At 50.9% G+C, this 16,600-nt stretch carries 10 protein-coding genes; 7 read left to right on the top strand and 3 right to left on the bottom strand.

The genetic code is table 11. The annotated features are described in order from the left end of the window. Positions 1-2,471 precede the first annotated feature (2,471 nt). Positions 2,472-3,707 (top strand): MFS transporter, encoded by a 1,236-nt coding sequence (locus ACNAOV_RS05190; RefSeq protein WP_416518158.1) that lies wholly within the window; start codon positions 2,472-2,474, stop codon positions 3,705-3,707. 635 nt (positions 3,708-4,342) lie between these two features. Here the strand turns inward: ACNAOV_RS05190 and ACNAOV_RS05185 are convergent. Beyond that, on the bottom strand, positions 4,343-4,918 hold the full coding sequence (locus ACNAOV_RS05185; RefSeq protein ID WP_416516875.1) for a cysteine hydrolase: 576 nt from the start codon (positions 4,916-4,918) through the stop codon (positions 4,343-4,345). A 58-nt stretch (positions 4,919-4,976) separates the two neighbouring features. Next, entirely contained in the window at positions 4,977-6,440 is a 1,464-nt protein-coding gene (locus ACNAOV_RS05180) for a purine-cytosine permease family protein (protein WP_416516874.1), read from the bottom strand. 1,678 nt (positions 6,441-8,118) lie between these two features. On the opposite strand from ACNAOV_RS05180, the gene ACNAOV_RS05175 reads away from it, so the two are divergent. Beyond that, positions 8,119-8,286: a hypothetical protein gene (locus ACNAOV_RS05175; protein ID WP_416516873.1), complete on the top strand. Its 168-nt coding sequence runs from the start codon at positions 8,119-8,121 to the stop codon at positions 8,284-8,286. A 275-nt stretch (positions 8,287-8,561) separates the two neighbouring features. Here ACNAOV_RS05175 and ACNAOV_RS05170 read toward each other — a convergent pair whose 3' ends face one another. Continuing rightward, positions 8,562-9,536: a helix-turn-helix domain-containing protein gene (locus ACNAOV_RS05170; RefSeq protein WP_416516872.1), complete on the bottom strand. Its 975-nt coding sequence runs from the start codon at positions 9,534-9,536 to the stop codon at positions 8,562-8,564. 288 nt (positions 9,537-9,824) lie between these two features. Between ACNAOV_RS05170 and ACNAOV_RS05165 the strand changes: the two genes are divergently transcribed. The 5 genes from ACNAOV_RS05165 (at position 9,825) to ACNAOV_RS05145 (ending at position 16,237) form a co-directional block, all read left to right on the top strand. Beyond that, a complete protein-coding gene (locus tag ACNAOV_RS05165; RefSeq protein WP_416516871.1) occupies positions 9,825-11,732 on the top strand; it encodes an ABC transporter ATP-binding protein in 1,908 nt (635 codons plus the stop codon). After that, positions 11,733-13,490, top strand: coding sequence for an ABC transporter ATP-binding protein (locus ACNAOV_RS05160; protein ID WP_416516870.1), 1,758 nt, complete (start codon positions 11,733-11,735; stop codon positions 13,488-13,490). A gap of 319 nt (positions 13,491-13,809) precedes the next feature. Then, complete coding sequence (locus ACNAOV_RS05155; RefSeq protein ID WP_416516869.1) at positions 13,810-14,352, top strand: hypothetical protein; 543 nt, start codon at positions 13,810-13,812, stop codon at positions 14,350-14,352. Beyond that, positions 14,349-15,572 carry an ABC transporter permease gene (locus tag ACNAOV_RS05150; protein ID WP_416516868.1) on the top strand — a complete coding sequence of 408 codons (1,224 nt, stop codon included), beginning with the start codon at positions 14,349-14,351 and terminating at the stop codon, positions 15,570-15,572. The genes ACNAOV_RS05155 and ACNAOV_RS05150 overlap by 4 nt, the downstream gene beginning before the upstream one ends. Beyond that, entirely contained in the window at positions 15,572-16,237 is a 666-nt protein-coding gene (locus tag ACNAOV_RS05145; protein ID WP_416516867.1) for an ABC transporter ATP-binding protein, read from the top strand. Before ACNAOV_RS05150 ends, ACNAOV_RS05145 begins: the two co-directional genes overlap by 1 nt. Positions 16,238-16,600: the final 363 nt, after the last annotated feature.

Below are 16,600 nucleotides of genomic sequence, written 5' to 3'. Positions count from 1 at the left end.
CGATGGCGAAGGAACTGCCATGAGTGCGAAACCAGCTGCCCCGATAGTATAGGCTAAGAAGAGAGCTTTTGATCTTCCCAGGTATACCTCAAGCTTGTTAGAAAGGTAGCTATAATCTTCGGCTAAAATAAGAGCAACGGACGCCAGCAAGCCCCAGTATGACATAGGCAAATTCGTTTGCTCATATAAGGGTTGATTTAACGTATAAACAGCGTTGAAAGCACGAACGAAGCGCTAGATGTAATGCTGGCGGAAGCGAGAACAGGCGTCCTTATCAATACGCTTGCTCCTTTTATCAAATACTACAGAAATGACCTCTTACTTATACTGTGTTTGCGATTGTTCACGGGAATAGAAGGCAGTCTAAGCATGAATAAGAACCCGATGAACGAGACCATAGCGGTTGTATATGCGGGAAACGAGATATTTAGGTGAGCGAGGTATGATCCGCACAATGAGGCAAGCATGCCACTTATGAGTTCCAGTGATTTACAGAAGCCGAAGACCCCTATTGCAAGCTTGTCTGCATCCTTATTAAGAGATTCGTAAACATATGCTTCTAATATGCTTGAGATTAGCGTAATGCTGAAACCACTCATGCTGTAGGACACCGCATATCAAGAAAAGCCCTGTCCTAGTGCATAGATTATGTTTGAAGCAACACTAAGCGTAAACCCCAATATAATCGGCGCTTTTCTGTCGACCTTATCCGCCCAAACACCAGAGGGTACCTCGACTAAGAATATTGAGAGAAGGGGCATGCTTTCCAGCGTGAAAATTTCCGAGTAGTCCAGGCCTCTGGAAGTAAGGAAGACAGCACTTACAGGAGTATAAAAAGTAAGGGCAGAAGAAATTTGGCCACATGCTATCGTGGAAAGACCTTTAGACTCTTTCAGTGCCAATCTTGCAGTTGAACTAGTTCTCATTTTATTATGATTCTCTTTCTTGGGCTGATTGAGAATATAATTTGTCCGGTCACTTTTCCGTATCGTGAGTGTATCCAAAAACGCTCACGGTTGGACCTACGAATGAGTCTGCAATTTCAATCAGGTTTTCTATATTCGCCTTCGTATAAACCCTACACTGTGTGGTAAATACGGAGCGTTGATCCTTCGCCTAATACAATGTCGTTCAATCCAGTTGATTCGCATCAAGATGGCTTCAAGCTCTAGTGACAAAGAGCTACGCTTGGGATGCGTCATAGGAATAGGTGGTTCACTAATGCTGAGGCAATATTCGAAGCAGGGCATGATGCAGATATGGCAGGATCGTAGCTGGCTAAGACTTTTGTATTTGAGACCTTAAGCGGGTTCCGGTTCGACGTGATGTTCTCCGGAATCTTGATCATTGTTCTTCTTATCTGAAGCCGGATGAAGCATGTCATTGAATGGATTTGGTCTTCACTGTAAGTGTTCGTGATGGTTCTTAATGGTTTGTCGGATTGGTGCTTTCTGAACGATGGCACGCAGACGATGAGATGTTCATAGGAGTTGAGAACCGAATATGTTCGAACCGATGCGCGGATCTCCGATATTCCTGAAGGCTTTTCAGCAAGGTCACAGACCTGTGGCAGCTGGGTCAGCCTGGTACGGTCAAGGGATTGACCGTGGGATTGTTAATAACCATCCTGTATTGGATAAAAGTTTGATGTCTGCAATCTTCGAAAAATGATATGCAAATTATTTATCATTTTTCTGGTAAGGCCGTTACCTTTGTGCTCCGAAGTGGTCCTATTATTGCTGGCAAATTCAAAACTATAGATTAGTAGTTGTTGAACTATAGTATTTTAACAATTTTACTTCTTCATACGTCAGCTGTTCGTTTGTGCAAAATCCAGGAGAACGAGAGAGACTTTTGCGTTGCTCAGGTAAACAGACAGTTTAATTTTTTTTTTTGAAGCAGATAAGGATTACCGATAGACAGCATATGACGATTGTCTCTAATCTGAGGTAAAAAATCGTTAACGTAAGTTGATCATTTAGAGCAACTATCCAGATCTCAACCCAGAGATTCAATTAATCTATCAACTTTAGGTGACACCTTGGAATTCTATACAAAACATGTTCGGCAGACCCAAACCATCAATTCTTTTGAGCAAAAATGCCCCCCCCCCCCCCTGTCGCCCGGTACCACGCTTGCGGGGGGGGGGGCAGCAACTGATGGGGAACCCTCACTCATTCCCCGGTCATGCCCTACTTGCAGAATTGGTTCGATACAAGAGGGTAATAATGATTTTGTTAGTCATTTATATCCGTTTATCTACCGTGGTTGATCAAGATTTTAAATAAATTATGACATATACAATTGCTACTATTTGACTGTATCGAATAACACTATGGACGAGCTAATGGTGGAGAAACTAGTAGATTTAGATTAAATAGTCGTAATTTGTATGGATGCTGTCGCTCTAGAGCGAGACGTTCACTCATATAAAGTAATACTAATTGGAGATAAAGGCCTCGGATATTTTCATGGACAATTTATTAAAGAATAGGAACAACAGATTATATCTTTCCTCAGTAGTTACAGATAACTTTGGGAGTTCTTTAATGATGTTTGCGTTACCTCTCATGGTACTGGATATAACAGATAGCGGAATACATCTGTCTTTTATCTCTGCAATCGAAACAATACCGTTCCTTATCTTGGGTCTTCCGATAGGTGCGATAATAGATAGATTAGATGTAAAGAAGATCATTGTCTTTAGTGATTTGATCAGGTTGCTGAGTTATTCGGTTCTTGCTCTCGCATTGGCGTTGAAAATACCGTTAGCATTTATGATTTTTGTCATTTACATAGTTTCGCTTGCAGTAAGTGTTATGAATATTTTAAGTACAGTGTCGGAAATTACTTTTGTTTCATTCTTAGTCAAAAAAGAGGATTTTTCGAAATTAAACAGTACGGTTTACGGAATACAGTATGGTGTCAATTTCGCTTTACCCATACTAGGGGGAGTGCTGTATAAATATTTTCCTCACAGTTTGCTGACTGCAATTTGCGCGGTTTTCTATTTAATTAGCCTATTGCTGGTGAATAATATAATTCTGGTATCCCAGAGCGACCCTTCTGCAAGGTTATCCTCTGTCAAGTACAGTATAAATGTAGTATTCACAGATATAAAGGATGGGGTGCGATACACTGCTAAAATTCGCGCTGTTCTGTACCCTCTTGTGCTTGCCGCCTTGGTTAATATAGCATCGGCTAACTTTCAGAACGATAGTCTGATTGTCTTACGTCAACAAATAGGTCTTTCTTCTGACCAAATTGGTTTGATTTTGTCCATCGCAGCAGTCAGTGCCCTAATTGGAACAGTCGTAGTAAATTGGTTAAATAAAAAAATCGAGTTTGGTAAACTTTTGGTACTGTCGATTATTGCTGGATCTCTATTTCGGACAGTATTTGCATTAAGCACGAATTTAGTAATTTTAGTTTCTTCTATTGCATGCATTGCGATTAATGAGTCGATTCTCAATATCAGTATAATCACGAATCGACAGAATGAAGTTGGGCAAGAATATCTTGGTAGGGTCACGAGTATATACAAGGCAGTGCTAATCGGTGTGAATTCTATAGGCTATTTACTTGGCGGATTTGTTGCCAATAAGATAGGTTCAAGATTAGGTATCGGAATATCAGCGGTTGAACTTTTCGTAGTCTCAATAGTAGGTATACTGTTGATGACTTTTGTGAGGGTGCATAACGATTAGTTTCACCTTGAAAGATATCCATGAGGACTTTATCGTTAAAGAGAATAGTTATATCTGAGATAGGGGCGGGATGCTTTGATAAAGCTATCGATCCAATTTCCACGGAGTTTTCAGGGCATGCTATAGTGCATCGACCTACAAAGCGACAGTTTTCTAAAACAAATGCAGCTCAGGGGCTGCTTTGCGTGCGTCGTTGACTACTGCTTTGACTGGGGCTTCATTGATAGCCAGCTTCTTGAGTGCAATTTTGGCGCATGGATTTGGGGTTCGTTAGCTTCTTACGTATGCCAGTGGAGCAGTGAGTAAGCCATTGCTTTTGACGCGTTGTATTACCGTGTGTACACCTCGTATAGCTCTTATATTTTTCATATATTCTTTTGATGTCTGTGTATGTTATTTATGCACTAACGGGCGCACTTCGCTGGGGGTCTGTTGTATTTTACCTTCTGCCATTTGGTTGATCGGCAATTCACTTAACGATACGTGTGGCAGTTAAATACTATAGGTAACGTGTAATCAGGTGATCAGCAGACGCTCAAAGTACTCAATGTATCATTGATTTATGCTGTAGGTGGTTCTTCGGTTTGTAAGAGAAGAACCATCTTCCAGTTAAATATATATTGAAATAATGATGACTAGTCTGCTTTGCGGCTCACTAGCAGTGAACCGGTGTCGGTGATGGCGATGAGTGGTGTGAACAGGGCCATCGTATCGATTGCCAGCTTGTGGTTTTCCGGTGTGGATCCAGCGCAGGCATCTGCTGCCAATCGAACGGCGATACCTTGGTCTGCAGCCGCCAAGGCGGTCTGCAACACACAGGCATCGGTGGCGACACCGCACAGGGCTATCTTCTGGGATCCCTTTATTGCCGCCTGCAATTCCGGCCCCCACTTGCCGAAAGTGCTGAGCGAGACAATTGGATGCCCCTTGGCGAGCTCGGCGGTCTCTGGTGTGAGGTCATACATGGGATCGTCGGAGGGGACCTGGAATTCCGGCCATTCGTTCATATATTCCACCCATACGCCTTTTGGCGGCTGCGGCGCAATGTATCTGGTGTAAGCAACGCGGTCGCCGTATGCCTTGGCGAGACGGATGTAGTTCTTGTTGGTCTGATAGTAGGTGCCGTCGGAGCATGCCCAACGGGACCACTCGTTGTGGGCGAATACCTCCTGGCGGTCAATCACCACCAGCCATTCATCATCGTTGATCATGACAATTTCCTTTCCTGTAGTGGAGTATGGAGCGCATCCTTCTGCGCCCCTTGTGATTTCAGTCGGTGCTCTCCTGACGACGGATATCGCCCTTCTGGAAGAGGAGCGTTCCGAGGAATCCGACAGCCAGGGCTACGATGACACCCAGGTTTGCTGCTGCCCAGGTCCCGTCCTTACCTCCGATGGGGCCCAGTAGGTATCCCTGCCAGCTGAGCCAGTTGGCGGAAGAGTTCACCACTAGTCCCCAGCCAAGGAAGGTGGCGATGGCAAGGATGGCGAAAGCGGTGATGTTCCAGGAACCATATCGTCCCTCGGATTGATAGAGGTCGGTGGTGTCATAGTCCTTCCGGCGAAGCAGGATGTCGGCTACGAACATGCCCGCCCAGGCGGCCATGGGTACGCCGAGCGTAATCAGGAAGCCTTGGAAGGGGCCGATGAATGTGGAGGAGAAGAAGGTTACATAGACTACTCCGATTACGGTCAGCACGGCGGTGATGGCCGCTGCGAGTGTCCGCGGGAGCTTGATGCCGAAGGAGAGCAGGGCCAGACCATTGGAGTAGTTGTCCATGATGGCCCCAGCTATCAACCCCAGCACCGCAACGATGGTGAATGGAACCAGATACCAGGTCGGCAATATGCTAGCCATGGCTCCGATGGGGTCGTTGCCCACGTTTTCGGCCAGGCCTTTGTTGGAGACGGCCAGGAGCAGGCCGTAGACGATAAGGAAGATATTGGCGATGGAGGCGCTGAAGGTGGTCCAGACAACGATTCCGGTGTTGGAGGCGCTGTGGGGCAGGTATCGCGAGTAGTCCGCTGCGATGTTGACCCATCCCAGGCCAAAGCCTGTCATCACGAAGAAGCAGCAGCCCAGCATGGCTGGCAAGGAACCGGAGTGGGCGGATGAGATGGCGGAGAAGTCGATATTGCCCCAACCGATGATGAAGAAGCCTGCAATTACAATCGCGGTGACGATGGTGATGATCTGTTGGAGGCGCATGATCAGGTCGTAGCCGTAAATGCCGGCAACCACAACCAGCCCGATGATTACCAAGGTAGAGATTATTTTCGGACTTGCGCCGGATCCCCAGCCGAGTTTTTCGATGGTCGAAGACGCTGCCAGTACGGCCGTGGTCGTTAGGGATATCTCCCACCCTAGTGTGGCTATCCAAGACATGGCGGCCGGCACTTTTGCACCTTCCACGCCGAAAATGGCTCGGGTGAGGACCATGGTCGGGGCGTTGCCGCGCTTGCCTGCGATGGAGATGATGCCAACAAGCAGGAATGAGATGACGACACCGGCAACGGTGGTTAATGTGGCCTGCCAGAAGGAGATGCCGAATCCCAGTGCCCAGGCGCCATAGGACATGGCCAGTACTGAGATGTTGGCGGAGAACCATGGCCAGAAGAGACTTGATGGCTTGCCCTTACGCTCAGACTCGGCAATGGTGTCGATGCCTTGGGCCTCAACGCTCAGGGCTGAGCCTTTGCCGGTTCCTTCTTTGGATGCATTGTGCTCATTCATGTTGATTCCTTATATCTTGTGGTGTTCGTTGACGGATTGTCTGACGAACGCCATGCTGGTGTTGATAAAGTCTTGGATTTCCTGTGGTGTGGGCGGGTGGCCGGATCGGCTTTTGTTACAGACAAGGCTGCGACCGGTTTGGCGTAGGGGTTTGTTTCGGGTCGGGGAACCACTTGGATGGTTTAGTGCAGAGCACCTATGGCAGTCGCCTGCCTTTTGGTATCCAGAGGGATGAGGAGGGGAATCCAAGGATGTCTCGGACCTGGCTGCCCTGACAGAGCCAGGAACCGTAAGGACCGATCTACACGATCAGAGTCGAGTCAAGGGTTTGGCATAGTTGCGGGAAGGCAACTGTGCCGCCATCTTTTGTTTCGCCTGTATCAGCCGGTTATTCCATACCAACTTTCTACGCGATGATCGGTACTTCACCATGGCTGGAAGACCAGATGGGGGAGTAGCCCACCAGGGCCTGCAGAGCCGTATCCTCAGCCTGACTGAGCATGGGTGAGGCATCGAAAATCGTTGTGAGCTGTCTTGGGCTCGGATGAGACCTAAGGAATCTGAGCAACGCCTGGGCACTACGGTGCACCAAATGGTGCCTCGTGCTATGCCCGACTTTTGGGCAAGTTGTTGTTTCAAGGCGAGTCGATCACCGTTCAGCGGTTCACCTGCTTCAACTCGTTTGGCGAGATAGTCCGCCACACCCTGCGATTCGAGCTGGCGACCACTGTCGACCGGTCTGGACATCCGTGTCATGTCTTCAGTATTGTACAGGTTTATTTGCATGTTGGTTCCGGTTTAGTGAAGAGGGACTTCTGAAAAGTGTGCTCGTTGTTGTCTGAGGCTGGCGCGCCACATTCTCTGTAAATACTGTATGGGAAAGATGAAACTCAACGAAGGAGTACAAAGTGACCATGCCCGGTACCTTTATAGAGTCTCATCGATATCCGCAACGTGCTTTGCTCCAGGACCTCGTCTTGCCCGATGGAACGACCTTGCCGCAGGTGGAGTGGGAGGACAACTGTTGCGGTCCGGCATGTGTCCAGTCGATTTTGGATGCCAAAGGACTTCCTGTACCGACTCTCGACACCTTGTTTGCTAAGGAGATTGAGAGCGGATCCTACGATGTCGCCAAAGGGTGGATATTGAGGGGGCTTCTTGAATTGGGACGTTCCTATTGCTTGGATGGTGAGGTTTCCCCTGAAGCCCCAATCGGTTTTCTGGAAAGTCTACCCGCAGTCCACGTTGCTCATATAGTCTCTGTATTTTGCAACTTACGGCCACTTGGTCGTATTTCGCGGCACTCGAGTGTCTAGCACAGAAGGTGAAGTCTGCTGCTGCGATGATCCTTCAACCCAGGGAGCCACTGTCGATGAAGTGGAACGGACTAGATTTTGGTCAAGTTTCTCCGGTCGTGCACTCATCTTGAAAAGGGCGAAAGCCTGGCAGGGGCTGCGTTCGGTTATCGAGAATAAAGGTTAAGAAGCATATCTTGTTACTCGAAGACCCATCCAGTTTCTTTGACATTGCCAATGTCTATCCGCATAGGAATTCTGAACGATACCTGGTCCAGGGCCTGAAGAAGTAGGGAAGTAGGACGGGAGCGCCGTTGCCACCAAAGTCTTCTTTCTCCCCGTCGAATCACTCCAACTAGCGCGTGCATTCCCGTTAGCCTATCATGCAGCAAATCGACCATAGCCTGGATTGTTTGACAGTAGACTACGTAGTTCTAAATCAGTCAACGCTGGGAATACCTCATATCATCGAAGTGAATGTGGATGCTCTGCACAATCTGGTGAAAGCGGGAAAAGTACGTTACCTGGGAGCAAGCGCCATGTACGCCTGAAATTCTGGAAATAACGATTCGTGGCGGCAAGCCGCGGATGGGCTCCTCAGTTTCGATGCGGAGCCATATGGACTTGATCTATATGTGAGGAGGAACGTGATCTGGTTCCCCACTGCCAGGACGGGAACATCACCATCGCTCCATACAGCTCCTCTGCCTGGACGCCAAAATCGGACAATGGTCTCAGCTAGGGGAACGTTCATAAAGTCATAGTCCTCGGGTCTGTGACCGTCTACTTGACTTTCGCAACTGCGGAAGCTTCGATTGCGGCGAGACTAACGAACACGGTTGCAGTGCTCGCGCCAAGTGATTGGAGCGATCCCGGTTTCCCTGGTGAAAGCCGCGCTGAATGAACTGGGACGCGTATATCCGACCCGCCTGCCAATCCGGGCAATGTCTTCCGTGGTTGACGAGAGAAGGAGGCGGGCCTGGTCCATTCTTTGCTCTCTAATGTACCTGGCCAGACTTGTGCCGGTCTGATGTCTGAAGGCAAGGCATAAACGTGTGCGTCCTACATACAGGGATTGGGCTATCTGATCGATGGAGAGGTCGCCGCCCAGATGGGATTGGATGTGGGTTTTGACCTGCTGGACCAGGTCGTGGTCGTGTGATGATTCGTGGCTTTGTTCAGGGGCAGAGGAAGCCTGGGCCAACATTGCCATGAGGAGGTCGATGTGTGCTTTGATGAGGAAGTCCGTCTGGCCCGGCCTTCCGGGGGACAACTTTGACATGGCGGTTAAAGCGGCCAGGGCAATATCGGATGGCCAGGGTTGGCGGAAGGCGTCAAAGAGTCCCTTGACCTGGCTAGGCCATTGGTTTTCCAGCTCCATGAAATAGCCGGGCAGGATGCAGATGCTCCGGGTCCGCGAGCGAGAGCCTGCCGGTATGCGGTTGGTGACCGATCCCGCCTGCTGGATTAGGGAGACCATATTGCCCTCCTGCTTTGTACATGGCTGCAACCCATAAGGAGCGGGGTTGGCTGCCGGGCTTTCATCCAGGGTCAGGCAGGCATAGTCGGTCATGGCGTACTCGTTAAAGTTCATTTCGCGCAGGAAGGTGATGTCGTGCCATATGACCAGGCAATGAGGACCCGCTGGATTGGCTTGGAATCTTCCCTGACAGATGTCGCCATTGACCTGCCCTTCCAATCCTCCCGATCGGTGATGGAGTTCCATGCCGAGTTGCTCCGCCTGGGGGCGATAGAGGGTCTGAATCTCGCGGGATTCGGAGTATATCGTGTGGTCTGTCATGGCTCACCTGGTTTCATCCTGCCGTCTTTATGGCGATCTCGGCGGACTTTCGTTTTCGTTCGCACCTTTTATGGATTCATCCGTCGCTCTGTGACGGTCTTCCGGGCATTGACTTCTCAGATTACGTTCGATGGCAGCGGACGACAAGGGTTTTGGATGAAAATCAGGAGGAAAGAGATGACCACAGACCAGTCGGATTCGGGAAGCAAGCCGAATCCTGTAGAAGGCAGGGCACAGGGCGGGGGAGGTGCGTCTGACCGGGAGAGGTCGCATGGGCGTAGTTCCTTAATGCAATTGCTTGATTTCGCCGGCCCTCGTAAGGTGTGCTCCTATCTCGGCTGTGGTCTGTCCGCCCTCTCCACGATTGCTGGCCTTGGACCCTACATCTGCATATGGCTGGCGGTAAAAGACCTCCTCGCCGTTGCTCCGGGGTGGTCTCAGGCTACGGAAATCGCCATTTATGGATGGCTGGGATTCGGGTTTGCGGCGGCTTCCGTCGTTCTGTACTGTGCAGGGCTGCTGATGACGCATCTGGCGGCTTTCCGGAGCGCATCCAACATGCGCAAAGCGGCCATAGGCCACCTGCTGAGCCTTCCCTTGGGGTATTTCGACCTCCATGCCTCCGGCGAGCTGCGTCGCACCATTGATGGCTCGGCGGGTGATACCGAGAATCTTCTCGCCCATATCCTCCCCGACGCGGCTGGCTCCTTCGCCATGATTCTAGGCATGCCGATACTGATGCTGGTCTTCGACTGGCGTATGGGCCTGTCCTGCCTTTTTCCCATTCTGATAGCCCTGGTCTGTATCCGTGCCATGATGAACGATCAGGGACAGTCCTTTATGACGGAATACCAGGATGCGTTGGTGCGGATGTCGAAGACCGGGACCGAATATGTCCGTGGTATTCCGGTCGTCAAGGTCTTCCAACAGACGGTGTACTCCTTCAAGGCGTTCCATGAGGCCATCGAGCATTACAGCCGAATAGCCAGGAACTATGCCATGCAAATCTGCCACCTGCCCCAGACCATTCAGATGACGGCCCTGAACGGGACCGTGATCTTCCTGATTCCTGTGGCCATCCTGCTGGCTTCGGGGCAGAGTGACTTCACCTCTTTTGTGGCCGATTTCGCCTTCTACGCCGTCTTCTCGGGCATGGTCCCCACGGCCATGACCTGTCTGCAGTTCTCCAGTGAGTCCTTCAGCAAGGCCGACGATGCCTTGGACAGGATTGCCGGCGTGCTCAGCAGTGATCCTCTGACGGTAGCTGACGAACCGGAACGCCCGAAGTCAGCAGATGCTTCCCTGGAACAGGCGTCATATACCTATCCAGGTGCTGATCTCCCGGCACTGGATCGGATTGACTTCAAGGTGCCGGAGGGTGGAATGGTCGCTCTGGTCGGTCCCTCGGGAGGCGGCAAATCGACCTGTGCCAGTCTGTTGCCACGTTTTTGGGATGTGGATTCGGGCAGGGTCGCTGTGGGCGGCATTGATGTCAGATCCATCGATCCACATGATCTGATGGGGCAGGTCGCCTTTGTCTTCCAGACCAACAGGCTCTTTTCGACCACCCTCCTGGAGAACGTTCGCGCAGCCAGACCGGACGCCGCTCCTGAGCAGGTTATGGAGGCATTGAGAGCGGCCCAATGCATGGACATCGTTGACAAGCTTCCCGAGGGGCTGGATACCATGCTCGGTTCGGGAGGAACCTATCTTTCCGGGGGAGAGGTCCAGCGTGTGGCCCTGGCCAGGGCGATCCTCAAGGAGTCTCCCATTGTGGTCCTGGATGAGGCGACTGCTTTTGCCGATCCCGAGAATGAATTCTTGATACAGAAGGCGCTGACCAAATTGACACGCGGCGAAGGGGGCCGACGGCGAACCGTTCTCATGATCGCCCACCGTCTATCGACTGTGGCTCATGTCGATCGAATCCTGGTATTGGATGGGGGCCACCTGGTAGAGCAGGGCACTCATCGCCAGCTTCTTGACGTACAGGGTACCTATGCCCGTATCTGGTCTGATTACGAACGGGCGGTCTCCTGGAAGGTCGACAATTCTCCGAAGGCTGCCGCCGGAGCGGGTCAAAATCCCGCAGGCCCCATTGCGGGTGAGAAGCACGTCGTTCCCGGTACAGGGCCATTCGTTGCGGACTCGTCTACCGGTGATTCCGCCATCCAGAGGGAAGGAGGTGAGGCATAAGTGCTCGCCTCATTCAAGAAGAAGTACGCACTGTCCGACCAAGGCATGAAGATCGTGGTTCTGGGAACGCTGTGGACCACGCTGACCAATCTGATCATCATGGCGGGAACCGCCTTCCTTCTGTTGGTCATGAACGTTTTTGTCGAGCACCTGACGGCAGGGGCACCCCTGCCGGAGATCTTGCCCTACCTGGCTGGTCTCCTGGCTTTTGCCTTGCTTCTCTTCGGCTCCTCCTGGTTCCAGTACAGTTATTCCTACGGTGCGGTTTTCAGTCAGACCGGAACCCAGCGGATCGACCTGGCCGAGAGACTGCGCAAACTGCCGCTCTCATTTTTCGGGCGGCGTGACCTGGCTGATCTGACCGATACAATTCTGGGTGACGTGGCCACCATGGAACATGCCTACGCCCATGCGCTGAGCCAGCTCTATGGCGTAGTCGTTTCATCCGTCCTGATATTCCTGTCGCTTCTGCCCATCAATTGGGCTCTTGACCTGGCTGCATTCTGGAGTGTGCCAGTGGCCTTCGCTATCATCTTTGCCACTCGACGATTCGTTGAAGCCTCGTCACGGCGCACGAGGCAGGCCCAGGTTCGGGTCAGTGATGGCATTCAGGAGGCACTTGACTGCGTTAGGGAGATTCACGCCACCAACCAGGAAGACAGGTATCTGGACAGGCTCTTCTCGATCATCGATGACACCGAAGCCATTACAGTCCGAACCGAGTTGACCAATGGCCTCATATTGAACTCCGCCATGGTGGTTTTGAGGTTGGGTGTGGCAACGACCTTCCTGGTGGCTGCCGGGTTGATCATTGAGGGCAGGATCGACTTCATGGTCATGTTTCTTTTCCTCCTGATGGTCTCACGGATCTATTCCCCGTTTGATCAGGCGCTGATGCTGGTTTCTGAGCTCTTCCAGTCCCAGAGTTCGGCCCGGCGGATTCGCTCTATCACCGAGGAACCTGTAGTCGAGGGGAGTACGGAATTTCATCCCGATGGGCACGATATCGTCTTCGACCACGTTGCCTTCTCCTATCCCGGCCTTGCTGGTAAGGCGGCAGGTGAGCCGGTTCTTGAAGATGTTGGTTTCACTGCCAAGGAGGGGGAGATTACGGCCCTGGTCGGCCCTTCGGGTTCCGGGAAATCGACCTGTGCTCGGCTGGCGGCTCGCTTCTGGGATGCTGCTGCAGGCTCCATCACCGTAGGAGGAGTGGATGTGAGCCAAGTGGATCCGGAGGTTCTTCTGCGCGACTATGCCGTGGTTTTCCAGGACGTGATGCTCTTTGATGACACGGTCATGGGCAATATTCGGATGGGTCGGAACGGTGCAACTGATGAGGAAGTGTTGGCTGCAGCCAGGGCCGCCAACTGCGACCAGTTCGTCTCGTGCCTGCCACAGGGGTACCAGACGAAGATTGGTGAAAACGGCTCCAGACTTTCCGGGGGCGAGCGGCAACGAATCTCCATTGCCAGAGCCATCCTCAAGAATGCACCGATTGTCTTGCTTGACGAGGCTACCTCCTCCCTGGATGTGGAGAACGAGACGCAGGTGCAGGAAGCCCTGTCACAACTGCTGGTGGGGAAGACCGTCATGGTCATTGCCCACCGGATGCGCACTGTCGAGCAGGCTGACAAGATTGTGGTTCTGGGCCATGGGCGCGTGGTCGAGCAAGGTTCCCCGCAGGAGCTCATGGCCGCAGATGGTGAATTTGCGCGGATGGTTCGTTTGCAGGCAGAGAGCGCAGACTGGTCCTTGTAGAGAGGGCTTGGACCGACTCTTGGTATCGCCAAATGGCAGAGAAGGGCAGCACTACATCATAGGCAGTCAGAATATTTCCGAACAAACTGAGGAACGAGTGGCTGAATTCGAGATTTCATTCCAAAATTGATTGTTCCTAAGACTGTTCCGAGTAAGCTTGAACTGTTTGCATTTATATTGCTGACTTCTATCAACGCGTAGTATAAAGTTTTAATTTATAAGTTTTAGTGTAAGCTCACATGCTTCACAAGGAGGTGGCTTTACAGAGAGAATTGGATTTGATTGAGCCTCTTCTGCCGCTCGAAACAAGTCATGAAATTTGATCAGCATCATCAAGGGTAAGTATCACTGGATATTCAAGCAGCTCGGACATGTCGAAATTAGCCTGGTGGCGTCTGCGAAAGGTGGCACGGTGAGACGCTTTATGGATAGATCGATACTGAGGCTCAACAATCGCCTGGAGTTGGTCTTTCTGTATTTGGGCTGCTTTCTATTGGCTGGGTTTTTCGTGTATTTGAAACACCAGGCGGATGATTCGGAAGTGTTGATGAGTTACATCAAATTCATGATCGAAAAACGGCGCGCTTTCGTTCTGGGGTTTTCTGCGTTTGTGTTGGTGTTTCTTTATCAATTGGTGACAAAAGCCAGAACTGAGGTCAGATGCCGGGTACTGGTGGGAGATACGTTGAGGCAGATAAAACTCCGGTATCTTGTCGAATGCCTGATATTGCTCGGCATTTCTTTCTTGCTTTCGACTGTGGGCCATCTGCTGTTGGGCTTCGAGATAGTCGATAGCTTCTCTGTGCTCTTGGCCCTGGCCGCATACGTACTGTTGAGCGCTGCGTTCTTGGGGGCAAGATGAAGGTTTTCCGCTTCTTTCTGACTCGTGTATTTCTCAGGAAACCAATCTTTGCCATAGGTGCGCTGGTCTTGTTCTTGATGGCCAACTACATGGCATTCCTGACAGCTCATAGTGTTTTGTCCACGCGTGAGGGATACCAGCAAATGGCGCATTTTGACAAGGAGGGAACATTCGTAGCGAACCTGGATCCGAATTCAGATTTTGGTAACAAGGACATCTCAAAAGCATCGATTCAGAAAGTCTACGATCGTCTGGACAGCCGATATCACTACGCGCTCTATACGGACGGAATGATGACCAATCTGGCCAATGGTTGCGGGGTTAAGGTTCCAGTGAGTTATATGAATCAGCGATATAACGACCTGGATGGGTTTCCCATTGCTCAAGGAAGCGGGTTGACGTTTGATTACAGCCTGGTGCGGAACGATGCCATTCCCGTGTTGGTGGGCGAGGGACTGGCCGACGACTATCCGCTTGGCACGCAATTCAAGATGTATGACCCTGCCCTGCTGCGAGAAGTAAGGGTGAAGGTCGTCGGTGTCATCGCCGAGAACTCGGTGCGTTCAAACTTCTACGCGCTTAATTCGAAGAAGTACTACAATTTTTCAGTAGTTGTGCCCGTCACCACGGCTTTCATCAAACAGGCTGATGTCAGTTTTAATATCAACGCGCTCAACGATCTCGTTCTATCTGATACCGATCGTGCGGACGTGTCCGAATTGGGCGATTACATAGACAAGACGATTGGGGCCAAGTTCAACCTTTACAGTTATCAGGACAACATTGACTATTACAACGAATATTTGTTCTCTTCTTTGCGTTTTCTGACCGTGGCTTCCGGTGTACTGCTTATTCTCATCGTTTTGCTGTCTGTCTGGAGTGCACTGATCAGTGTGCGGGTAATGATGCGTGATTTCACGATCAACCTCATGGTGGGGCTGAGCTATGGCAGACTTCGTCGGCTTTTCTACGCATATTATGCGGGTCTTTCCTTAATTGCATTGCTTGCCGTTTTGGCTATGGCAGCTTATTCGCGGCATAGCTACTGGCGAAGGAAGGATGCATTCTTAATGACCTATGGCTTGTGGGGAATGATCAGGATGGACTGGCTGGCCTTACTTGTCGCGTCGCTGTTCGATTTTCTTCTGGTTGCTATGCTCGCTCAATTGATCACCTGGAGGCTCAGGCGTGTTCCTATCTCATTGGGGGTGCTGCAATAATGGACAAGGTCATCGATCTCAACCTGGATCATAAAACATACAGGAAGGGCTCATCTTCAGTCACTCTTCTTGAACATTTCTCGCTGACGGTCGCCAAGGGCGAGAAGGTCGCAATCGTTGGAGAGTCCGGCGTTGGCAAGAGCACATTGCTGAACATCCTCGGTCTGCTCGATACACGCTATGAAGGCTCTTACAGGCTGCTGGGCAGATCCGCGCGCACGCTGTCGGACCTCGAATCGGCCGCATGGAGGAATGAGAAAATCGGATTCGTCCTGCAGGAATCAGCACTTATCAGCTCCTTGAGCATAGAGGACAACATCAAGCTGCCCCTGCTTTACGCGCGGAAACCGCGCAAGGGGGATTCTCGAAGATTCGACCAGGTGGTGGACTCTTTAGGCATCGGGTCGATACTGAGCAAAAAACCGCTTGAATGCTCCGGAGGGGAAAAATCAAGAGCAGTCTTCGCGCGGGCCGTCATAATGAACCCCGAGGTTGTTCTCGCCGATGAGCCCACTGCCTCACTTGATTCAGAGAACCGGTCGAGGATCATCGCCCTGCTCTTTGCCCTGAACCGCGATTCGGGATCCACAATTGTCACCGTTACCCATGATGCCTCACTGGCTGACCAACATGATCGAATCATCAAACTTCAACGAAAGGTCTAGAATATGGGTTTCTGGATTATGGTATTCGAGGCTTTTCTCGGGCTGGTGCTTCTAATTCCGGGAGTCGTTCGGGGCAAGAATGACAAGCGCTGGTTTGCGCTGTGCATATTGGGCGTAGCATGCCTGGCGTTCGCCGTTTGGCTTGCCATATGAGCAGCCGGTGAAACAATAAGACTCACATTTGGCGACCGTACAGATTCTTGTCATAGTAGGCGCATCAGTATTGCCCAATCTGCTTTCGTTCAGGGATGTTGGTCTAGTTTTTGTCCTGTCCTTATTGGGCCTGGTCATGTTCCTTTATTAAGCATGTATAACAGTTGAACTGTCAAAGTGAGTCGTAAGTTATCTATGCCGCCAGCCATA

The organism is Bifidobacterium asteroides (assembly GCF_048001765.1).
Lineage (GTDB): Bacteria > Actinomycetota > Actinomycetes > Actinomycetales > Bifidobacteriaceae > Bombiscardovia > Bombiscardovia asteroides_K.
This window is presented reverse-complemented; position numbering and strand designations above follow the sequence as displayed.